This is a genomic window from Streptomyces sp. UF-297, assembly GCF_058245575.1.
The window spans coordinates 1-22062 of the sequence record NZ_JBSIBZ010000093.1 but is presented as its reverse complement, the minus strand read 5'-3'; the positions used below and the strand labels follow the sequence as shown (position 1 = coordinate 22062).

Below are 22062 nucleotides of genomic sequence, written 5' to 3'. Positions count from 1 at the left end.
CCCGGGACCTGCCGTCCACACCCCCATGTCATCCCGCATTGAAGCGTGTTGACCTGCCCTCGACAACACCCGATGCTCCTCACCAGCATCCGGATGCGCTCCTCTCCGTCCCCCACACCCCCTCGTCTGGGAGGAACGCCATGACCGAAGCACCACACGCGCGCCGTTCGCGCCGCAGACGGCTGTCGGCCGCTGCGCTGACGGCCGCGGCACTGACGGGCCTGCCCGCCGCCACCGCGACGGCCGCCCCCGACACCGCGCTCGCACCGAACCGGCTCAACATCACGATGCAGGCCCAGGAGAAGTCGAACTGGTGCTGGGCCGCGTCCGGGAACACCATCGCCACCTGGTTCGGCAAGAACTACAGCCAGAACCAGTTCTGCAACGCCGCCTTCAACCGCCAGCAGGGCTCCGCCTGCCCCAACAACCAGGCCACCCTCGGTAACGTCCAGACCGCCTTCAGCTGGATGGGCATCAACCGCGGCTCCTACGTCAACGGCTGGCTGCGCTACAGCACCGTACAGACCGAGATCAACGCCAAGCGGCCCATCGAGACCCGCATCCAGTGGTCCTCCGGCGGCGGCCACATGCACGTCATCTACGGCGTGGACACCGCCAAGAACTGGGTCTACTGGGGCGACCCGTGGGGCTCCAACAGCCGCTACAACTGGGGTGACTTCGACTACTACGTCAACGGCGACTCCTTCTCCTGGACCCACTCCCTCTACCGGATCGGAGCCTGAGGCCATGACGAAGCCGAGCGCTGTGCCCGCCGTCGCCACGGGAGTGCTGGCCGCCGCCCTGGTCGGCCTCGCCCCCCAGGCGGCCCAGGCCGCCCAGGTCCCCGCGCCGCCGCCGGCCCCCGAGCGGGCGAGCGTGGCCGCCGCCCACGACGCGGCCGCCGCCCCCGCCACCCTGTCGACCCTCGCGCGCTTCTTCGCCCGCGACGGCGCCGTCGCCGCCGCCAAGGCGCAGCCGCGCATCGAGGGCGCCGCGGTGCCCGTCTACGTCCTGTCGCCCGACTTCGTACGGGGCAGGTCCGGGGCCACCGTCTCCCGGCTGGAGTACCTCGCCAGCAAGGCGGTCTCCGCCGACGGCCAGAAGGCCTCGGTGTGGACCGTGCGCAAGGGCGGCGCCTGGAAGGTCGTCAACATCGCCACCGGCGACGACGAGAGCCGCTACGCCCGGCAGGCGGCGACGTCGGGCGGCGGCACCGTCTTCCACGAACCGCAGATCGACGCCTGGTACGTGCAGCGCGGCGGGCGCATCCAGCCGCTGGACGCGGACGCCGAGCGCGCGATCGGCACGGCAGGCACCACGGTCGGCGCGTACCAGAAGCGCGTCGAGCGGGCCTACGGCGACAAGCTGCCCGGCTCCGCGTACGACAAGCGGGGCGCCGCGGGCGGATACGGGCCGGGGGCCGCCGCCCCCGACGAGGGCCACCCGCCGCTCCAGCAGCCCGTGGCGGCCGCCGCCCCGGCGCAGGAGAACACTCCGGTGAGCGCCGCCTCCGCAGTGGCGGGCGCCGCGGCCGTCGTGGCGCTCGGCCTGTCGGGCACGGTGGCCGTCCGCCGCCTGCGCCGCCGCTGAGCCGCCGCCGGTGCGCCCGGCCCCCGGCCAGGGCCGGGCGCACCGGCACGCGGCGGCTCAGTGCAGATAGGACCCCCCGTTCAGATGCAGCACGGCGCCGGTGGCCCACTCCGCCTCCGGCGAGGTGAACCAGGCCACCGCCGAGGCGATCTCGGACGGCTCGGCGACCCGGCCCAGCGGGTGCTGGGCGAGCACCGCCTGCGAGGCCTCGGGGTCGTCCAGCAGCTCGGCCGTCAGATCGGTGCGGGTGAAGCCGACCGCCAGCGCGGCGACGGCGATACGGTGCGGGCCGAGCGAGACCGCCAGCGACTGGGCCAGCGCGTGCACAGCTGCCTTGCTCGCCCCGTAGGCGGGCACATCGGGCTCCCCGCGATAGCCGCCACGCGAACCGATCATGACGATCCGGCCGCCCGCCGCGCCCTCGGGCCGGTGCAGCAGATGGTCCACGAAGCACCAGGAGGCGTTGGCGGCGGCGAGCAGATTGACGTCCAGATGGCGGCGCCACATCTGCTGCCACTGCGCGTAGGAAGTGGTGGCGATGGGGTGTTCCAGGTAGATGCCGGAGTTGTTGACCAGCACGTCCAGACCGCCGAGCCCCTCGGCCGCCTCGCCCACCACCCGGGCGACCGTCCCCGGGTCCGCCAGGTCGCCGGTGACCGTCATGTGCCCCTCGCCGGGCAGCCTTTCGGCCACCTCCCGGCCCGCCTTGGTGTCCGTACGGCAGTGCACCGCGACCACCGCGCCGCGCGCCGCGAGCGCGGCCGCCACCGCGGCGCCGATACCGCTGGGCCGGGACGCCCCGGTGACCAGCACCCGCTGCCGGCGGCCCGCCCCGCCCGGCGCGCTCACCGGTCCCGCCCCGCGGGCGCGCCGCCCCGACCGTCCAGCACCCGGCACATCCGCCGCACCGCCTCGTGGCAGTCGGCGAAGCGGGTGGACAGCGGCACCGGCGAGATGCGCACCCGGTCCGGGATCGAATAGTCGACGAAGACCTGTGCCTGGGCGAACAGCGGGACCAGCTCCCTCGCGTCACGGTGCTCGTACGTCAGATGCGCCCCCCGCCCCGCGGGGTCGGGCGGGCCCGCCAGCCGGAAGCCGCGCGGCACCAGTTCGGCCGCGGCCAGCCGCTGGAAGTAGCCGGTCAGCGCCACGCTCTTGGCCCGTACCCGGTCCATGCCCGCCTCGGCCAGCAGATCGAGCCCGGCCCCGGCCGCGATGATCGACAGCACCGGCGGGCTGCCCGTCAGGAAGCGGCGTATCGTCGGGTCCGGGTCGTAGGCGGGCAGCATGGACAGCTGCTCACGGTGCCCGTACCAGCCCTGCACGGGCTGGGTGGTGCGGTCCTGCAGCTCGCGGCGTACATAGAGCAGGGCGGGCGAGCCGGGGCCCGCCAGCATGTGCTTGTACGTCGAGCCGACCGCGAAGTCGGCCCCGGTGGCGGAAAGTTCGAGAGGGACGGCGCCCACCGCGTGGCTGAGGTCCCACAGCATCAGCGCGCCCGCGGCGTGCACCGCCTCGTTGACCGCCGCCATGTCCAGCAGCGCCCCGGAGCGCGGGGAGACGAGCGAGAGACACACCACCGCGACGCTGTCGTCCAGCGCGGAGCGCAGCGCCTCCATGTCCAGGCCCAGGTCCACATCGGTGTGCAGGGTGCGCAGCGCGCCGCCGCTGTCCGCCGCGACACCGGCCATCACATAGCGGTCGGTGGGGAAGTTGTCGTCGTCCATCACGACCGTGCGCCGCCCCGGCCGCGCCCGCAGCGCCGCCACCGCCAGCTTGTAGAGATTGACGCTGGTGCAGTCGCTGACGACCACCTCGCCGGGCCCGGCACCCAGCACCACCTCGGCCATCCGGTCGCCCATCCGCTGCGGCAGGTCCAGCCACTGCGTACGGGCCTGGGCGAGCCGGTCGCCCCACTGGCCGCGCACGACCTCCTCCAGCAGCCCCGCGGTGTTCGCCGGCAGCCGGCCCAACGAGCTGCCGTTGAGGAACAGCGCGCCCTCGGGCACCGGGTGGAAGCGGTCCACGAACGCGGCGAGGGGGTCTTCGGCGTCCCTGCGCCGCGCCTCCTCCGGCCCGGCCGTACCGCGGTCCGTCACCGTCACAACAGCCCCCTCGCGCTCCACAGTTCAGGGAAGAACCGGTGCTCGCTGATCCGGCGCAGCCACGCCACCCCCTGCGTACCGCCGGTGCCGGGCTTGAACCCGATGACCCGCTCGACGGTCAGCAGATGGACCGCCCGCCAGCGGCACATCGCCTCGGCCACGTCCATCAGCGCCTCGGCCAGCAAAAAGGCCTCGTCGGTGGGGTCGCCGGCGCGGTAGACCTCGGCCCAGGCCCGCTCGACGTGCGCGTCCGGTTCGTACGGGCGCGTGAAGTCCCGCCGCAGACAGCCGGCCGGGATGTCCGCGCCGCGCCGGGCCAGCAGCGCCACGGCCGCGTCGTACACGCTGGGGGAGCGCAGCGCCTCCTGCACCGCCTCGTTGACCCGCGGCACGTGCCGGTGCGGGCGGGCCAGCTCCGCCACCTTGTTGCCCAGCACGTACTCCACCATGCGGTACATGTACGACTGGAAGCCCGAGGCCTGTCCCAAGTGGTCGCGGAAGGCGTTGAACTCGGTGGGCGCGAGCGTGCCCAGCACGTCCCAGGAGCCGACCAGCAGGTCCACCACGCGCCGGGAGCGGCGCAGCGCCCACACCGCGTCCGGGATGCGGTCCTGGTCCAACAGCCCCCGGATCCGCACCATTTCCTCGTACACGAGCTTGAACAGCAGCTCCTTGACCTGCCCGAGGATGTAGAAGGTCAGCTCCGAAGGGGCGTCGGAGCGCGGGTGCTGGAGGGACAGCAGGACGTCGATGCTCTGGTAGTCGATGTACGGGGTGCTGCGGCCCTCGAATTCGAGGAGCGGCTCGCCGCCGGTGACCGCCGTGGTGGCGGCGCGCCCGACGTCGCTGCCGACCCCGAGGTCCGGGGGTGTCAGATCCGGTGGTGTGCTGCTCACTTGTCCCCTTTCTCTCCTTCGTTCTCTTCGTTCGGGCCCGCTGCCGCTTGCTCTCCCCAGGTCCGCTGCGCCTGCGCGAAGATCTTCGCGAACAGCGGATCGGGTACGGAGCCGTTGAGATAGCGCTTTCCGTACCGCTCCCGATACGCGGCGAACCACTGCGGATCGGAATGCAGGAACATCACGTCGTGAAAGGCCATATGGCGCAGCGCCAGCAGGGGAACGGGGGAGCGGGACACCAAGAATTCGCTGTTGCGGGCGGCCCGTTCCTGGCACGCGGCGTGGAACTGGCCCAGCATCAGGCCCTGCCAGGCCAGCTCCGTCTTCATCACGGCGTGCGCCCGGTCCAGTACGCCGAAGCGGTCGGGGCCGAGCGAGGGCAGGACCACCACCAGGGCCCGCAGTGTGCGGTTGCGTCCCGCCCACGGGATACGGCCGAACGTCTGCGCCATCCGCCGCACGGTGGTCACCATGGCGTCCACATCGATATCCGGAGCGGTGTCCCACTGCCGGATTTCGAGCGTGCCCGCCTTCATCGACGGCTCGACGAAGGGGCACACCGCGCCGCTCCGGCCGATGCATTCGTGCGGCTTGGCCAGGAATTCCGTGATCCACTCACGGGCTGTTTCGCGTGAGGAGGATGTGGCAGCTGTTGGTGGGTGGTGCCGAGATGTCACGCCGACCCCCATCCGGCCGTCCCGTGTCCGGCCCCCCTAGAGGCCCGGCAGGGCCAGACTTTCTCCGCCGCGCCCCTGAAGGCAGGTGCCTTCCGCGACAAAAGAGAGATCGCCTATGGGGGCCTCTTGAGGCGGTCAGCCCGAAATGCCGGGCATGCGGATCTTGTTGATATCTCCCGCCCGCCGCGTCGGCGGGCCTCTGACGAGCCGTCATGGCACCGTCCCCGCGTGCCGCCGCCCGGTGGCCGACATTCATCCTTGTCGGCGCCGGTCCGGATCGCTAGCGGGCGCGGGCCCAAGGGGACAATGAGCCACCGGAGTTCGGACCCCAGCCCCCGGGAGACCGCCCACGATGATCCTCGCCCGCCGTCTCGTCCACCTCTACGCCGGGCTCGCGCTCTTCGGCGCCAGCGTCGCCCTCCAACTGCGGGCAGGCCTCGGCCTGAACTCCTGGGACGTCTTCCACCAGGGCATCTCCCGGCACACCGGGCTCTCCATCGGCACGGTCGTGATCCTCGCCTCGGTCGCCGTCCTGCTGCTGTGGATCCCGCTGCGCGAGCGCCCGGGCCTGGGCACCCTGTCCAACGTCGTGCTCGTCGGCCTGTGCATCGACGCCACGCTGCGTCTGCTGCCCCCGGTCAGCTCCCTGGGCGTACGCATCCCGCTGCTGGCCGCCGGCATCGTGCTCAACGGCCTGGCCACCGCCCTCTACATCTCCGCGCGCTTCGGCCCCGGCCCGCGCGACGGGCTGATGACGGGCCTGTGCCGGCGCACCGGGCGCACCACCCGCCTGGTGCGCACCGGCATCGAGGTCGTCGTGCTGGCCGCCGGCTTCCTGCTGGGCGGCACGATCGGCGTCGGCACCCTCCTGTACGCCCTGGCCATCGGCCCGATCATCCAGTTCTTCCAGAAGGTCATCCCGCCGCCGAGGCCACCGGGCGGCCTGGCGCTCGCTGCCCCGCCCGCCCCGCCCGCCGAGTGAGGTCCCGCCGCCGCCCTGCCCGTACGCGCACCCGGTCCCGAACCGTCACCGCCCGGCCCCCCGGCCGCCCTCGCGCTGTTCGCCATCGATCCGCTGATTGTCACTGGTGGTCAGTAGGGTGGTGGTCATGGCAGACCCCAGCAGCTACCGACCCAAGCCGGGAGAGATCCCCGACTCGCCGGGGGTCTACAAATTCCGTGACGAGCACCGACGGGTCATCTACGTCGGCAAGGCCAAGAGCCTGCGCCAGCGCCTGGCCAACTACTTCCAGGACCTGGCCGGTCTCCATCCGCGGACGCGCACGATGGTCACCACCGCCGCCTCGGTGGAGTGGACGGTCGTCAGCACCGAGGTCGAGGCCCTCCAGCTCGAATACACCTGGATCAAGGAGTTCGACCCGCGGTTCAACGTCAAGTACCGCGACGACAAGAGCTATCCGTATCTGGCGGTGACCCTCGGCGAGGAATTCCCCCGCGTCCAGGTGATGCGCGGCGCCAAGAAGAAGGGCGTGCGCTATTTCGGCCCGTACGGCCACGCCTGGGCCATCCGCGAGACCGTCGACCTGATGCTGCGCGTCTTTCCCGTACGCACCTGCTCCGCCGGGGTGTTCAAGAACGCCACCCGCACCGGCCGCCCCTGCCTGCTCGGCTATATCGGCAAGTGCTCGGCCCCCTGCGTCGGCCGCGTCTCGGCGGAGGAGCACCGCGAACTGGCCGAGGAATTCTGCGACTTCATGGCCGGGCGCACCGGCGCGTACCTCCGCCGCCTGGAAAAGGCCATGCAGGAGGCCGCCGAGGAGATGGAGTACGAGAAGGCGGCCCGGCTGCGCGACGACATAGGCGCCCTGAAGCGGGCGATGGAGAAGAGCGCCGTGGTGCTCGCCGACGCCACCGACGCCGACCTGATCGCGGTGGCCGAGGACGAGCTGGAGGCCGCCGTGCAGATCTTCCATGTCCGCGGCGGCCGGGTGCGCGGCCAGCGCGGCTGGGTCACCGACAAGGTCGAGAACGTCGACACCGCCGGCCTGGTCGAGCACGCCCTCCAGCAGCTGTACGGCGAGGAGAAGGGCGACGCCGTCCCCAAGGAAGTGCTCGTCCCGGCCCTGCCCGACCCCCTCGAACCCATCCAGCAGTGGCTCACCGACCGCCGCGGGTCCAACGTCTCCCTGCGCATCCCGCAGCGCGGCGACAAGAAGGACCTGATGGCCACGGTCCAGCGCAACGCCCAGCAGGCGCTGGCCCTGCACAAGACCAAGCGCGCCTCGGACCTGACCACCCGCTCCCGGGCCCTGGAGGAGATCGCCGAGGCCCTGGGCCTGGACTCCGTCCCGCTGCGCATCGAGTGCTTCGACATCTCCCACCTCCAGGGCGACGACGTGGTCGCCTCGATGGTGGTCTTCGAGGACGGCCTGGCCCGCAAGAGCGAGTACCGCCGCTTCCAGATCAAGACCTTCCAGGGGCAGGACGACGTCCGCTCCATGCACGAGGTCGTCTCGCGCCGCTTCAGGCGCTACCTCCAGGAGAAGGAGAAGTCGGGGGAGTGGGCCGAGGAAACCCCCAACGGGCAGCAGGCCCCGCAGGGCGAGGTCCCCGCCGAGCCGGTCGGCCCCACAGACGAGGACGGCAGGCCCAGGCGCTTCGCCTACCCGCCCCAGCTCGTGGTCGTCGACGGCGGCCGGCCCCAGGTGGCCGCCGCCCGGCGGGCCCTTCAGGAGCTGGGCATCGACGACGTCGCCGTCTGCGGCCTGGCCAAGCGCCTGGAAGAGGTCTGGCTGCCCGATGACGACGACCCCGTCGTGCTGCCCCGCTCCAGCGAGGGACTCTTCCTCCTGCAGCGGGTGCGTGACGAAGCCCACCGCTTCGCCATCACCTACCAGCGCAACAAGCGCGGCAAGCGGCTGCGCTCCAGCCCGCTGGACGCCGTCCAGGGACTGGGCGAGAGCCGCCGTCAGGCACTCCTGAAGCACTTCGGTTCGTTGAAGAAGCTGCGGGCCGCGACGGTCGAGGAGATCTGCCAGGTGCCGGGCGTGGGCCGCAAGACCGCCGAGACGGTCGCGGCGGCCCTGGCGGCCGCGGCCCCGGCCGCCCCGGCGGTGAACACCGCCACGGGCGAGATCATGGACGATGGACAGGGATGACCGGCCGACCCGGCCGCGTCGCCAGCAGAACGGGGGCCACATGATGAACAGCACTGAGCAGCAGACCGAGAGAGAAGACGGTGCACAGGTGAGTACGGGCCAGATGCGCGAGTCCGACCAGGGCGAGAGCGCCGCGATCCCCGAGCTGGTGATCATCTCCGGCATGTCCGGGGCGGGCCGCAGCACGGCCGCCAAGTGCCTGGAGGACCTCGGCTGGTTCGTGGTGGACAACATCCCGCCGGAGCTGATCCCGCCGATGGTCGAGCTGGGCGCCCGCTCCCAGGGCAATGTCGCCAAGATCGCCGTCGTCGTGGACGTCCGCGGCCGCCGCTTCTTCGACAACCTCAAGGCGTCCCTGGCCGCCCTGGAGGCCGCCAAGGTCAAGCGCCGCATCGTTTTTCTGGAGTCCTCCGACGACGCCCTGGTCCGCCGCTTCGAGTCGGTGCGCCGCCCGCACCCCCTCCAGGGCGACGGCCGCATCGTGGACGGCATCGCGGCCGAGCGCGACCTGCTGCGCGAGCTGCGCGGCGACGCCGACCTGGTCATCGACACCTCCAGCCTCAACGTCCACGAGCTGCGCGCCAAGATGGACGCCCAGTTCGCCGGCGAGGAGGTGCCCGAGCTGCGCGCGACGGTGATGTCCTTCGGCTTCAAGTACGGCCTGCCGGTCGACGCCGACATGGTCATCGACTGCCGCTTCATCCCCAACCCGCACTGGGTCCCCGAGCTGCGCCCGTACACCGGCCTGAACGACGAGGTCTCCGGCTACGTCTTCAGCCAGCCCGGCGCCAAGGAGTTCCTGGACGGCTACGCGGAGCTGCTGCGCATCGTCGCCGAGGGCTACCGCCGCGAGGGCAAGCGCTATGTGACCATCGCGGTGGGCTGCACGGGCGGCAAGCACCGCTCGGTGGCCATGTCCGAGAAGCTCGCCCGCCGCCTGGTCTCCGAGGGAGTCGAAACGGTCGTCGTGCACCGCGACATGGGGCGCGAGTGACAGGCCGTACGCTCCGGCTGCGACGGGTGCGCAAACTGGTACCCAGCGGCCGTACGAACAAGGGCGCGACCCCCAAGGTGGTCGCGCTCGGCGGCGGCATGGGCCTGTCGGCCTCGCTCGCCGCGCTGCGCCGTATCACCGGCGACCTGACCGCCGTGGTCACCGTCGCCGACGACGGCGGCTCCAGCGGCCGCCTGCGCGACGAGATGGGCGTACTGCCGCCGGGGGACCTGCGCAAGGCCCTGGCGGCGCTGTGCGGGGACGACGACTGGGGCCAGACCTGGGCCCGCGTCATCCAGCACCGCTTCAAGACCGGCGGCGAGCTGCACGACCACGCGGTGGGCAATCTGCTGATCGTCGCCCTGTGGGAGCAGCTCGGCGACCACGTCCAGGCCCTGGACCTGGTCGGCAAGCTGCTGGGCGCACACGGCCGGGTGCTGCCCATGTCGGCCGTCCCGCTGGAGCTCCAGGCCCTGGTCAGGGGCCACCACAAGGGACGCCCCGAGGAGATCTCCACGGTCCGCGGCCAGGCCACGGTCGCCCTGACCCGCGGCGAGGTGCAGTCCGTGCACGTCGTCCCCCGGGACCCGCCGGCCGTCCCCGAGGTGGTGACGGCCGTGCGTGACGCCGACTGGGTGGTGCTCGGCCCCGGCTCCTGGTTCTCCTCGGTCATCCCGCACCTGCTGGTGCCCGAGCTGCGCGAGGCCCTGGAGGAGACCAAGGCCCGCAAGGTCCTCTCGCTCAACCTCGCACCCCAGCCCGGCGAAACCGATGGCTTCTCACCGCAGCGTCATTTGGAGGTTTTGGCCCGACACGCCCCTAAACTCGCCTTCGACGTGGTGCTGGCCGACCAGGCCGCCGTGCCCGACACCGACAGCCTCAAGCTCGCCGCCAAGCAGCTGGTGGGCAGCGAGGTCGAGCTGGCGGCAGTCGCGGCCCCCGACGGTGCTCCCAAGCACGACCCGGAGCTGCTGGCCGCCGCGTACGACCGTATTTTTCGGATGCATGGAAGGATCGGCCCATGGCGATGACGGCAGCGGTGAAGGACGAAATCTCCCGGCTCCCCGTCACCCGGACCTGCTGCCGGAAGTCGGAGGTCTCGTCGATCCTGCGGTTCGCGGGCGGGTTGCACCTGGTCAGCGGGCGCATCGTGATCGAGGCGGAGCTGGACACGGGCATCGCGGCCCGCAGGCTGCGCAAGGACATTCTGGAGATCTTCGGCCACTCCTCGGACCTGGTGGTGATGGCCCCCGGCGGCCTGCGGCGCGGCAGCCGCTATGTCGTGCGCGTCGTGGCCGGCGGTGACCAGCTCGCGCGGCAGACCGGCCTGGTCGACGGCCGCGGCCGCCCCATCCGAGGCCTGCCCCCGCAGGTGGTCTCGGGGGCCACCTGCGACGCCGAGGCCGCCTGGCGCGGCGCCTTCCTCGCCCACGGCTCGCTCACCGAGCCCGGCCGCTCCTCCTCCCTGGAGGTCACCTGCCCCGGCCCGGAGGCGGCCCTGGCCCTGGTCGGCGCGGCCCGCCGGCTGGGCATCGGCGCCAAGGCCCGCGAGGTGCGCGGGGTGGACCGCGTTGTCGTCCGTGACGGTGACGCCATCGGCGCGCTGCTGACCCGCCTGGGCGCCCATGAGTCGGTGCTGGCCTGGGAGGAGCGCCGGATGCGCCGCGAGGTGCGGGCCACGGCCAACCGCCTGGCCAACTTCGACGACGCCAATCTGCGCCGCTCGGCGCGGGCCGCGGTCGCCGCGGGCGCGCGGGTCCAGCGGGCCCTGGAGATCCTGGGCGAGGAGGTGCCCGAGCACCTCGCCGCGGCCGGCCGGCTGCGCATGGAGCACAAGCAGGCCTCCCTGGAGGAGCTGGGCGCCCTGGCCGACCCGCCGCTGACCAAGGACGCCGTCGCGGGCCGGATCCGCCGCCTGCTGGCCATGGCCGACAAGCGCGCCCAGGACCTCGGCATCCCCGGCACGGAGTCCAACCTCACCGAGGAGATGGCCGAGGGCATGGTGGGCTGACCCGCCGCCCCGCCCCCGCAGAGAAGCAGGCCCCCGGCATCATCCGCTGATGGATGCCGGGGGCACTTGCTTTCCCGCCACATACGGTATTGACATGATCATGCAGCGTGACGAGTCTGGCGTCTGCCCGGATACGTGGCAGACAACAGCAAGGGGGGCTCATGAGACGCAGGGCGAGATCCTTACTCGCGGCGGCTTCGTTGCTGCTCGGGGGAGTGGCTGCGGTGCCCGCCGCGGCGGCGCAGGCCGACGGCGGCCCGAAAGCCGACGGTGCGACGATCACGACATGGACGGCCTCGGTCACCAAGGACCAGGTGCCGCTGCTGCTCAAGGCGGGCGCCGACGGCCATGAGCTGACCGCGAACGTGCCCGCGAAGGGCACCGCGAAGGTCGAGCTGTACCTCTCCGACCGGCAGGCGGGCGAGCTGCGCGGCAAGGGCGTCGAGCTGACCCGCAAGCCCTTCTCCGAGGAGACCCGGCGCAAGCTGGCGGCCGAGGGGGACCGGGTCTTCCGCCCGTACACGGGCGGCAACGGCCTGCTGAAAGAGATCATCGACACCGCGCGCTCCAGCCGGGGCCTGGCCAAGGCCGTCTCCATCGGCAAGTCCGTCAAGGGCCACGACATCACGGCCCTGAAGATGACCAAGGGCGCCGACAGGACCGAGGACGGCTCCAAGCCGGCCGTGCTGTTCATGTCCAACCAGCACGCCCGTGAGTGGATCACCCCGGAGATGACCCGGCGGCTGATGCACCACTTCCTGAACGGGTACGGCAAGGACCCGCGGATCACCAAGATCCTGGACACCACCGAGGTGTGGTTCCTGCTCTCGGCCAACCCGGACGGCTACGACTACACCTTCCAGGACCCCAAGAACCGGTTGTGGCGCAAGAACCTGCGCGACAACAACAACGACGGGAAGATCACCCCCGGCGACGGCGTCGACCTCAACCGCAACTTCACGTACAAGTGGGGCTACGACAACGAGGGTTCCTCGCCCAACCCGGCCAGTGAGACCTACCGCGGCACCGGCCCGGCCTCCGAGCCCGAGACCCAGGCCCTGGACGCCTTCCAAAAGCGCATCGGCTTCACCTACGGCATCAACTACCACTCCGCCGCCGAACTGATCCTGTACGGCGTGGGCTGGCAGGTGGCCACCCCCACCCCGGACGACGTCCTGTACCGCTCCCTGGCCGGTACGCCGGAGAAGCCCGCGATACCCGGCTACCGCCCGCAGGTCTCCTCCGAGCTCTACACCACCAACGGCGAGGCCGACGGCCACGCGGCCAACGCCAACGGGATGATGATGTTCACCCCGGAGATGTCCACCTGCCAGACCGCCTCCGCCGTGGACCCCAACGACCCCTGGAATCCGGCCGATTGCCAGTCCGTCTTCAACTTCCCCGACTCCGAGAAGCTGATCCAGGCCGAGTTCGAGAAGAACATCCCCTTCGCACTGTCGGTCGCCGAGACCGCCGCGCACCCCGACCAGCCCTCCTCCTCGGTCGGCATGACCGCCCCGGACTTCACCCCCAACACCTTCGCCACCTCCTACGCCGACGGTGAGGACCAGGAGGTCGCGGTCACCGCGCGCAAGTCCGTACGGGACAAGGAACTCAACTACCGCATCAACGGCGGCCGCCGGCACACCGAGGAGCTGTGGGCCTGGCAGGGCGGCGAGACCTACGGCGGCGACGACAACATCCGCTTCGACCAGTACCGCGGTCTGGTCGAGGGCGCGGACCCGGGCGACAAGGTCGAGGTCTGGTTCACCGGGCGCACCAGGGACGGCAAGCCCACCTCCAGCACGCCGTTCACCTACACCGTCGCCCAACGGCCCTCCGCCGAGACCCTCGTGCTCGCCGAAGAGGGCGGCACCGCACCGGCCCGGCACACCGCCACCTACCTCAAGGCCCTGGCCGACAACAAGCACAAGGCCGCGGTCTGGGACGTCGCCAAGCAGGGCCCGCCGCACGCGCTGGGCATCCTGAGCCACTTCGAGAAGGTGCTCTGGTACACCGGCGCCAACCGCCCGGGCGGCACCACGCTGCTGGCCGTGCGCGACTACCTCAACGAGGGCGGCAAGCTGATCACCACCGGTGAACGCCAGGGCGGCGCCAGCCAGGTCGGCCCGGCCCTGACCGACGACTTCGCCCAGTACTACCTCGGCGCCGGCAGCCGTATCTCCCTGAAGAACCCGCCGGACTTCAAGGGCGTCGGCAAGCTCGCCGGCACCCAGGCCCGGCTCGGCGACGCGAGCGGCAACCCGCTGGACGCGGCAGGTGCGTACACCGTGATCTCCGACGAGCTGCCCCCGGCGCAGTTCCCGCAGTTCACCAGCGCCGCGGCCGGCGACTACCCAGGCATCCGCACCCCCTTCCAGCCGTACGAGGGCCAGTACTTCGCCGCCGCCAAGCACAGCGACAACGCCTGGATGCGGCTCAGCCGCACCCTGGACCTGAGCGCGGTGAGCGCCGCCGACAAGCCCACCCTGCAGTTCATGGCGAGCTTCGACACCGAGCAGGGCTACGACAACGCCATCGTCGAGGCGCACACGGCCGGCCAGGACGACTGGACCACGCTGCCGGACGCCAACGGCAACACCGCCACCACCGTCCCCGCCGAGTGCGAGGCCGGCTTCTACATCAACGGCCACCCCTTCCTCAAGCGCTATCTCGCGCTGGACGCCACCGGCTGCAAGGCCACCGGCACCACCGGCGCCTGGAACCGTTTCACCGGCTCCTCCGACGGCTGGAAGCCGGTCGCCGTGGACCTGTCCGGCTACGCGGGCAAGAAGGTCGAGCTGTCCCTGTCGTACGTGACCGACCCGGGCACCGGCGGCCGCGGCGTCTTCGTGGACAACACGAGACTCGTCACGGCAGGCACTGGGGAACCCCTCGAGGGCTTCGAGGCCTCGCTCGGTCCCTGGGCCGTCCCCGGACCGCCCCCGGGAAGCCCCGCGAACCGCACCGACTGGGCCCGCTCCCAGGAGCTGTTCCACTCCTCCGCGGCGGTCACCACTCGTAACACTGTGTTGCTGGGCTACGGCCTGGAGCACGTGCAAAGCACGACGGACCGGGCCAAGGTGGTCCGCGCGGCCCTGCGTGCCCTGCGCGACTGATCACTTTCTGTACACCCTGAGCGAACAAGCGGCCCGTCCCCCCGGTAGTAGGGGCGGGCCGCCCCTGTCAATGTCACGTACGTCTCGCAATGGAGGTAGGGTCGGAGTCGGTCGGGGACATCCCATACAGCTCGCCGGAATCAATGACCCGGCGTACCAACGAGGAGATCGGTTCGTGACGATCCGCGTAGGCATCAACGGATTCGGCCGCATTGGTCGTAACTACTTCCGCGCGCTCCTGGAGCAGGGCGCGGACATCGAGATCGTCGGTGTCAACGACCTGACCGATAACGCCACCCTGGTGCACCTGCTCAAGTACGACACCATCCTGGGCCGCCTGAAGGCCGAGGTCAGCCACACCGACGACACCATCACCGTCGACGGCAAGACCTTCAAGACGATGGCCGAGCGCGACCCGGCGAACCTGCCGTGGGGCGAGCTGGGCGCCGACATCGTCATCGAGTCGACCGGCATCTTCACCAAGAAGGCCGACGCCGCCAAGCACATCGCGGCCGGCGCCAAGAAGGTCCTGATCTCCGCGCCCGCCAAGGACGAGGACATCACGGTCGTGATGGGCGTCAACCAGGACAAGTACGACGCGGCCAACCACCACGTCATCTCCAACGCCTCCTGCACCACCAACTGCGTGGCGCCGATGGCCAAGGTTCTCGACGAGAACTTCGGCATCGTCAAGGGCATGATGACCACGGTCCACGCGTACACCAACGACCAGCGCATCCTGGACTTCCCGCACTCCGACCTGCGCCGCGCCCGCGCCGCCGCGGAGAACATCATCCCGACCTCCACCGGCGCCGCCAAGGCCACCGCGCTGGTCCTCCCGCAGCTCAAGGGCAAGCTGGACGGCATCGCCATGCGCGTCCCGGTCCCCACCGGCTCGGTCACCGACCTGGTCCTGGAGCTCGACCGCGAGGTCACCAAGGACGAGATCAACACCGCCTTCCAGAAGGCGGCCGAGGGGCAGCTCAAGGGCGTCCTGGAGTACACCGAGGACCCGATCGTCTCCTCGGACATCGTCAACTGGCCCGCTTCCTGCACCTTCGACTCCTCCCTGACCATGGTCCAGGGCAAGCAGGTCAAGGTCGTCGGCTGGTACGACAACGAGTGGGGCTACTCCAACCGCCTGGTCGACCTGACCACCTTCGTCGGCGGCCAGCTCTGATCTCTGTCTGATACACAGGCACCGAGATGTGATGGATGGGGCTCGTACGGCGCGCTGAGGCGCCGTACGAGCCCCGTCCCATGACTGATACGCATACGCATCCAGGCATCGGAGTCATTTGCATGAAGACGATCGACGATCTCGCTGAAGAAGGTCTGGCGGGCAAGCGGGTCTTCGTCCGCGCGGACCTGAACGTGCCGCTGGACGGCACCACCATCACCGACGACGGCCGCATCCGCGCCGTGCAGCCGACGATCGCCAAGCTCGCCGGTCTCGGCGCCAAGGTCATCGTCGCCTCCCACCTGGGCCGCCCCAAGGGCGCCCCGGACCCGGCCTTCTCCCTCGCGCCCGCCGCCCGGCGCCTGGGTGAACTCCTGGGCCAGGACGTGGCGTTCGCCACCGACACGGTCGGCGACTCCGCCCGCTCCGTGGTCGCGGGCCTGGCCGACGGCCAGGTGGCCGTCCTGGAGAACCTGCGCTTCAACGCCGGCGAGACCAGCAAGGACGACGCCGAGCGCGGCGCCTTCGCCGACCAGCTCGCCGCCCTCGCGGACGTGTACGTGGGCGACGGCTTCGGCGCCGTGCACCGCAAGCACGCCTCGGTCTACGACCTCCCGGCGCGCCTTCCGCACGCCGCGGGCGACCTGATCGCCACCGAGGTCGGCGTCCTGAAGAAGCTCACCGAGGACGTCAAGCGCCCCTACGTCGTCGTGCTCGGCGGTGCCAAGGTCTCCGACAAGCTCGCCGTCATCGACGAGCTGCTCGGCAAGGCCGACCGGCTGCTGATCGGCGGCGGCATGGCGTACACCTTCCTCAAGGCCAAGGGCTACGAGATCGGCATCTCCCTCCTGCAGGAGGACCAGATCCCGGCGGTCAAGGAGTACATGGAGCGCGCCGAGAAGAACGGCGTCGAGCTGGTGCTCCCCGTCGACATCCTCGCCTCGGCCGACTTCCCCGACCTGAAGACCAAGGCCCCCGCGGACTTCGTCACGGTCGACGCCGACCAGATCCCCTCCGACAAGGAGGGCCTGGACATCGGCCCCAAGACCCGCGAGCTGTTCGCCTCGAAGATCGCTGACGCCGAGACCGTCTTCTGGAACGGTCCGGTGGGCGTCGCCGAGCACCCCGACTTCGCGGGCGGCACCACCGCCATCGCGCGGGCGCTGCTCAACTGCGACGGCTTCACCGTCGTCGGCGGCGGCGACTCGGCCGCCGCCGTGCGCTCGCTCGGCTTCGACGAGAACGCTTTCGGCCACATTTCCACCGGTGGTGGCGCCAGCCTCGAATACCTCGAAGGCAAGACGCTCCCCGGCCTCGCAGCACTGGAGGACTGACCCCTTTATGAGCACCCGCACCCCGCTGATGGCGGGCAACTGGAAGATGAACCTCAACCACCTTGAGGCCATCGCCCACGTCCAGAAGCTCGCCTTCGCCCTCACCGACAAGGACTACGAGGCCGTCGAGGTCGCCGTCCTGCCGCCCTTCACCGACCTGCGCTCGGTCCAGACGCTGGTCGACGGCGACAAGCTGAAGATCAAGTACGGCGCCCAGGACCTCTCGGCGCAGGACTCGGGCGCGTACACCGGTGAGATCTCCGGCGCCATGCTCTCCAAGCTCAAGTGCACGTACGTGGCCATCGGCCACAGCGAGCGCCGCCAGTACCACGGCGAGAACGAAGAGATCTGCAACGCCAAGGTCAAGGCCGCCTTCAAGCACGGCATCACCCCGATCCTGTGCGTGGGCGAGGGCCTGGACGTCCGCAAGGCGGGCAACCAGGTCTCCCACACCCTCGCCCAGGTCGACGGCGCCCTGAAGGACATCCCGGCCGAGCAGGCCGAGTCCATCGTGATCGCCTACGAGCCGGTGTGGGCGATCGGCACCGGCGAGGTCGCCACGCCCGAGGACGCGCAGGAGGTCTGCGGTGCGATCCGCGGCCGCCTCGCCGAGCTCTACAGCCAGGAGCTGGCCGACAAGGTCCGCATCCAGTACGGCGGCTCGGTCAAGTCCGGCAATGTCGCCGCGATCATGGCGCAGCCCGATGTCGACGGCGCGCTGATCGGCGGCGCGGCGCTGGACGCGGACGAATTCGTCAAGATCGTCCGCTTCCGCGACCAGTAGCAGCTATGACGACGGGCCCGGCCCGTCGTACCCTGTCGGGGCCGGGACCGGCGTCAAGCGCCAGTTCCGGCCCCGTACCATTCGATCTTCGTCAGAACTTCGCGGTACGTCCCGTCCGTCAGTCCTAGAGAGTTGGTCCAGCCGTGGTCATGGGGTTTTCGATCGCCCTCATCATCTTCAGTGTGCTGCTGATGATGCTGGTGCTCATGCACAAGGGGAAGGGCGGCGGTCTGTCCGACATGTTCGGCGGCGGCATGCAGTCCTCGGTCGGCGGTTCCTCCGTCGCCGAGCGCAACCTGGACCGCATCACGATCGTGATCGGTCTGCTGTGGTTCGCGTGCATTGTCGTACTGGGCATCCTCATGAAGCTGGACAGCTGAGCCGAGAGCTGACGTACCGTCGCGGACGCGGCCTATCATGAGGTCGGCGTCCTCCGGTGGGGGTGTAACTCCTGTCACTGGACGCGCGTTGGGCCTTACGTAGACTGGGGCGCCCGGCAGCGGAGCTGCCTTTCGATGCTTCGCAGCACCATTACGCAGGGAGTTACAACCGTGGCAAGTGGCAACGCGATCCGAGGAAGTCGGGTCGGGGCGGGGCCGATGGGGGAGGCCGAGCGCGGCGAGTCCGCGCCGCGACTCCGCATCTCCTTCTGGTGCTCGAACGGGCACGAGACTCAGCCCAGCTTCGCCAGCGACGCGCAGATCCCGGACACTTGGGACTGTCCGCGCTGCGGCTTCCCGGCAGGCAAGGACAGGGACAATCCGCCGGACCCGCCGCGTACCGAGCCGTACAAGACACACCTCGCGTACGTCCGGGAGCGCAGGAGCGACGCCGACGGCGAGGCCATCCTCGCAGAGGCCCTCGCCAAGCTCCGCGGGGAGATCTGAACAGCACGCCAGCACGGCGTCCGGCCCGGCCGGAGGGGACACACCACCACCCTCCGGCCGGGCCGTTCGCGTGTCCGGGCGCCCGTGCGAGGTCCCCCGAAGGGGGTATCTGAGGCCGCGGCTAAGGCAGTTGCCCGAGGCCCGTTGTCAGTGGCCGGTCCTACCGTCGTACGCATCCACGAGATCCGGGAAGCGGGGCGGGACCATGGCGGGTACGCGGGCCGAGGCGCAACCGATGGCGGCGCGGCCGCTCGCCTGGCGCGGGGGCTTCGGCAGGCTCTGGTCCGCCGCGGTGGTCTCCGGCTTCGGCGACGCCTTCCGGCGCACCGCGATACCGCTGCTGGCCTACGCCGTCACCGACTCCCCGCTGCTCATCTCCCTGGTCACCGCCTGCGAGTTCCTGCCCTGGGTGCTCTTCGGACTGCTCGGCGGGGCGATCGCGGACCGGGTCGACCAGCGGCGCGCGATGTGGCTCGTCGATGTCGTACGGGGCCTGCTGATGGCCGCCTTCGCGCTGGCCGTGGCCCTCGGACAGGCCTCCATCGCCCTCCTGATCGCGGTGTCCTTCCTCCTCACCACCCTCCAGACGGTCTTCGACAACGCCGCCACGGCCCTGCTGCCGTCCGTGGTGCCCAAGGAGTCGCTGGGCTCGGCCAACGCCCGTCTGCTGACCGGCCAGCAGATCGTGACCCGCTTCGCGGGCGCGCCGCTGGCACCCCTGCTCATCGGGACGGGCCTGGCCCTGCCCTACCTCGTCGACGCGCTCACCTACCTGATCGCCGCGGCGCTGGTCGCCTCGCTGGGCACGGTCCTTGCGCCCAGGAAACCCGCCTCTTCAGGAGGCGCACTGCGCCGCGATATCGCCGACGGCATACGGGTGTTGTGGCGCGGCAGGTCCCTGCGCGCGATCTGCCTGTCCGGCATGCTCGTCAACACCGGCATCGGCGGGCTGATCGCCACCCTGGTGGTCCTCGTACGCGGCTGGCTCGGCGCGGGCAACTTCGGCTTCGTCGCGGTGACGAGCGGATACGGCATCGGCATGGTGGCCGGAGGCCTGGTCGCGGCCCGTATCGCACGGGCCGTGGGGCAGGGCCGCGCGCTGCTGATCGGCGGCCTCGTCCAGACCGGCTGCCTGATATCCCTGGGCACCGTGCGCGACCTGCTCGCCGCGGCCCTCGCCCTGGGCGTGTTCGGCTTCGCCGGCATGGTGTCCAACGTCGTCCAGACCACCATGCTCCAGCAGTACAGCCCCGAAGGGATGCTGGGCCGCGTCAGCGCCTGCTACCGCACCCTGGGCATCGCCGGCGTCCCGCTCGGTGCCCTGGCGGCCGGTGCCACCGCCACGGCCTGGGGCCTGAACACCCCCGCCCTGCTGGCCGCCGCCCTCTTCGCCCTCGGCATGCTCGCCCTGATCCCCGCCCTGCGCCGTACCTGACGGAGTACGTCCACCGGCCCCTCGGCTCACAGCGGACACGGCCTCGTACCGGTGTCTGATCAATTAGGTTGGAGGAAGGCGGGGCCGGTACGCGACCCGGTAGGAGACGAAGAAGGCTGATGTCCGAGATGAACGCAGAAGGCCGTAGCAGGCTCGACCAGACGCCCGAGTGGACCGCGCTGAGCAAGCACCGCGAGCAGCTGGGGGAGGTGCAGCTGCGCGAGCTGTTCGCCCAGGACTCCGGCCGTGCCGAGCGCTACGCCCTCCAGGTCGGTGACCTGCACCTGGACTACTCCAAGAACCTGGTCACCGACGAGACCCTGCGCCTGCTGCGCGACCTGGCGGCCGCCAGTGGCGTCGCCGGGCTGCGGGACGCCATGTTCCGCGGCGAGAAGATCAACATCACCGAGCAGCGGGCCGTGCTGCACACCGCGCTGCGCGCCCCCGAATCGGCCGTCATCGAGGCCGACGGCCACAACGTCGTCCCCGCGGTGCACGCCGTGCTGCGCAAGATGCAGGTCTTCGCCGACCGGGTCCGCTCCGGCGACTGGAAGGGCCACACCGGCAAGCGCATCAAGACGGTCGTCAACATCGGCATCGGCGGCTCCGACCTGGGCCCGGCGATGGCGTACGAGGCGCTGCGCGCCTACACCCACCGCGACATGCAGTTCCGCTTCGTCTCCAACGTGGACGGCGCCGACCTGCACGAGGCCGTCCGCGACCTGGACCCGGCCGAGACGCTGTTCATCATCGCCTCGAAGACCTTCACCACCATCGAGACGATCACCAACGCCACCTCCGCGCGCGACTGGCTGCTCACCGGCCTGCGCGCCGACACCGACGCCGTGGCCAAGCACTTCGTGGCCCTGTCGACCAACGCCGAGAAGGTCGCCGAGTTCGGCATCGACACGGCCAACATGTTCGAGTTCTGGGACTGGGTCGGCGGCCGCTACAGCTACGACTCCGCCATCGGCCTCTCGCTGATGATCGCGATCGGCCCGGAGCGGTTCCGCGAGATGCTGGCCGGCTTCCACCTGGTCGACGAGCACTTCCGTACCGCCCCCGCCGAGGAGAACGTCCCGCTCCTGCTGGGCCTGCTCGGCGTCTGGTACGGCAACTTCTTCGACGCCCAGTCGCACGCCGTCCTGCCCTACAGCCACTACCTCTCCAAGTTCACCGCCTACCTCCAGCAGCTGGACATGGAGTCCAACGGCAAGTCGGTGGACCGCGAGGGCAACCGCGTCAACTGGCAGACCGGCCCGGTGGTCTGGGGCACCCCCGGCACCAACGGCCAGCACGCCTACTACCAGCTCCTGCACCAGGGCACGAAGCTGATCCCGGCCGACCTCATCGGCTTCGCGCGCCCCGTCGAGGACCTCCAGCCCGGCCTGGTCGCCCAGCACGACCTGCTGATGGCCAACCTCTTCGCCCAGGGCCAGGCCCTGGCCTTCGGCAAGACCCCCGAGGAGGTACGCGCCGAGGGCGTCGCCGAGGAACTGGTCCCGCACAAGACCTTCCAGGGCAACCGCCCCACCACCACCATCCTGGCCCGGGAACTCACCCCCTCCGTCCTCGGCCAGCTCATCGCCCTGTACGAGCACAAGGTCTTCGTCCAGGGCGCGATCTGGAACATCGACTCCTTCGACCAGTGGGGCGTCGAACTGGGCAAGGTCCTCGCCAAGAGGGTCGAGCCCGCCCTCACCGAGGGAACAGAGGTCGAGGGCCTGGACGCCTCCACCTCGGCTCTGGTCTCCAAGTACCGCGAGCTGCGCGGCCGTTGATCCTCGTACAGGAAAGCGGCCCCGTTCCCTTGTGGGAGCGGGGCCGCTCTCGTCGTGGGTGCGGTGCCGGGCCGCTCCGGCCTCGCGCCGGGAACGTACGGGAGGTGACGGGACGCGTAGGGGTGGGTTGCCGGACGTAAAGCGAAGCAG

At 70.7% G+C, this 22062-nt stretch carries 19 protein-coding genes; 15 read left to right on the top strand and 4 right to left on the bottom strand.

Annotated features, from left to right (window positions below):
• Positions 1-140 precede the first annotated feature (140 nt).
• Together AC4IJH_RS36150 and AC4IJH_RS36145 are read left to right on the top strand one after the other, a co-directional pair.
• Positions 141-743, top strand: coding sequence for a papain-like cysteine protease family protein (locus tag AC4IJH_RS36150; RefSeq protein WP_490856207.1), 603 nt, complete (start codon positions 141-143; stop codon positions 741-743).
• 4 nt (positions 744-747) lie between these two features.
• Positions 748-1590: a hypothetical protein gene (locus AC4IJH_RS36145; RefSeq protein WP_490856206.1), complete on the top strand. Its 843-nt coding sequence runs from the start codon at positions 748-750 to the stop codon at positions 1588-1590.
• 57 nt (positions 1591-1647) lie between these two features.
• Here the strand turns inward: AC4IJH_RS36145 and AC4IJH_RS36140 are convergent, their stop codons facing one another.
• Genes AC4IJH_RS36140 through AC4IJH_RS36125 form a run of 4 tightly spaced genes read right to left on the bottom strand, consistent with a single transcriptional unit; the run spans position 1648 to position 5268 of the window.
• A complete protein-coding gene (locus AC4IJH_RS36140; protein WP_490856205.1) occupies positions 1648-2439 on the bottom strand; it encodes an SDR family NAD(P)-dependent oxidoreductase in 792 nt (263 codons plus the stop codon).
• Positions 2436-3695, bottom strand: a complete 1260-nt coding sequence (locus tag AC4IJH_RS36135; RefSeq protein WP_490856204.1) for a kynureninase — start codon at positions 3693-3695, stop codon at positions 2436-2438. Before AC4IJH_RS36135 ends, AC4IJH_RS36140 begins: the two co-directional genes overlap by 4 nt.
• The gene (locus AC4IJH_RS36130) at positions 3692-4591 is read right to left on the bottom strand and encodes a tryptophan 2,3-dioxygenase (protein WP_490856203.1); all 900 of its coding nucleotides are present in this window, start codon (positions 4589-4591) and stop codon (positions 3692-3694) included. The genes AC4IJH_RS36135 and AC4IJH_RS36130 overlap by 4 nt, the downstream gene beginning before the upstream one ends.
• Positions 4588-5268: a DUF6875 domain-containing protein gene (locus AC4IJH_RS36125; protein ID WP_490856202.1), complete on the bottom strand. Its 681-nt coding sequence runs from the start codon at positions 5266-5268 to the stop codon at positions 4588-4590. The genes AC4IJH_RS36130 and AC4IJH_RS36125 overlap by 4 nt, the downstream gene beginning before the upstream one ends.
• 352 nt (positions 5269-5620) lie before the next feature.
• On the opposite strand from AC4IJH_RS36125, the gene yczE reads away from it, so the two are divergent.
• The 13 genes from yczE to pgi all read left to right on the top strand — a co-directional run bounded on the left by yczE (position 5621) and on the right by pgi (position 21912).
• Positions 5621-6250, top strand: coding sequence for a membrane protein YczE (yczE, locus tag AC4IJH_RS36120; RefSeq protein WP_490856201.1), 630 nt, complete (start codon positions 5621-5623; stop codon positions 6248-6250).
• 127 nt (positions 6251-6377) lie between these two features.
• Entirely contained in the window at positions 6378-8387 is a 2010-nt protein-coding gene (gene uvrC / locus AC4IJH_RS36115; RefSeq protein ID WP_490856200.1) for an excinuclease ABC subunit UvrC, read from the top strand.
• A gap of 40 nt (positions 8388-8427) precedes the next feature.
• Entirely contained in the window at positions 8428-9381 is a 954-nt protein-coding gene (gene rapZ, locus AC4IJH_RS36110) for an RNase adapter RapZ (protein ID WP_490856199.1), read from the top strand.
• Entirely contained in the window at positions 9378-10412 is a 1035-nt protein-coding gene (locus AC4IJH_RS36105) for a gluconeogenesis factor YvcK family protein (RefSeq protein WP_490856198.1), read from the top strand. The genes rapZ and AC4IJH_RS36105 overlap by 4 nt, the downstream gene beginning before the upstream one ends.
• Entirely contained in the window at positions 10403-11392 is a 990-nt protein-coding gene (gene whiA / locus AC4IJH_RS36100) for a DNA-binding protein WhiA (protein WP_490856197.1), read from the top strand. Before AC4IJH_RS36105 ends, whiA begins: the two co-directional genes overlap by 10 nt.
• A 161-nt stretch (positions 11393-11553) precedes the next feature.
• A complete protein-coding gene (locus AC4IJH_RS36095) occupies positions 11554-14511 on the top strand; it encodes a M14 family metallopeptidase (RefSeq protein ID WP_490856196.1) in 2958 nt (985 codons plus the stop codon).
• A 175-nt stretch (positions 14512-14686) separates the two neighbouring features.
• Positions 14687-15691, top strand: a complete 1005-nt coding sequence (gene gap / locus AC4IJH_RS36090; protein WP_490856195.1) for a type I glyceraldehyde-3-phosphate dehydrogenase — start codon at positions 14687-14689, stop codon at positions 15689-15691.
• A gap of 122 nt (positions 15692-15813) precedes the next feature.
• A complete protein-coding gene (locus tag AC4IJH_RS36085; RefSeq protein ID WP_490856194.1) occupies positions 15814-17025 on the top strand; it encodes a phosphoglycerate kinase in 1212 nt (403 codons plus the stop codon).
• Between the two features lie 7 nt (positions 17026-17032).
• Positions 17033-17809 carry a triose-phosphate isomerase gene (tpiA, locus tag AC4IJH_RS36080; protein ID WP_490856193.1) on the top strand — a complete coding sequence of 259 codons (777 nt, stop codon included), beginning with the start codon at positions 17033-17035 and terminating at the stop codon, positions 17807-17809.
• A gap of 149 nt (positions 17810-17958) precedes the next feature.
• The gene (gene secG / locus AC4IJH_RS36075) at positions 17959-18189 is read left to right on the top strand and encodes a preprotein translocase subunit SecG (protein ID WP_490856192.1); all 231 of its coding nucleotides are present in this window, start codon (positions 17959-17961) and stop codon (positions 18187-18189) included.
• A gap of 171 nt (positions 18190-18360) precedes the next feature.
• Positions 18361-18696 carry an RNA polymerase-binding protein RbpA gene (locus AC4IJH_RS36070; protein WP_076971064.1) on the top strand — a complete coding sequence of 112 codons (336 nt, stop codon included), beginning with the start codon at positions 18361-18363 and terminating at the stop codon, positions 18694-18696.
• A gap of 205 nt (positions 18697-18901) precedes the next feature.
• Positions 18902-20131 carry an MFS transporter gene (locus AC4IJH_RS36065; protein WP_490856191.1) on the top strand — a complete coding sequence of 410 codons (1230 nt, stop codon included), beginning with the start codon at positions 18902-18904 and terminating at the stop codon, positions 20129-20131.
• A gap of 128 nt (positions 20132-20259) precedes the next feature.
• Positions 20260-21912 carry a glucose-6-phosphate isomerase gene (gene pgi / locus AC4IJH_RS36060; protein ID WP_490856223.1) on the top strand — a complete coding sequence of 551 codons (1653 nt, stop codon included), beginning with the start codon at positions 20260-20262 and terminating at the stop codon, positions 21910-21912.
• The last annotated feature ends 150 nt before the right edge of the window (positions 21913-22062 follow it).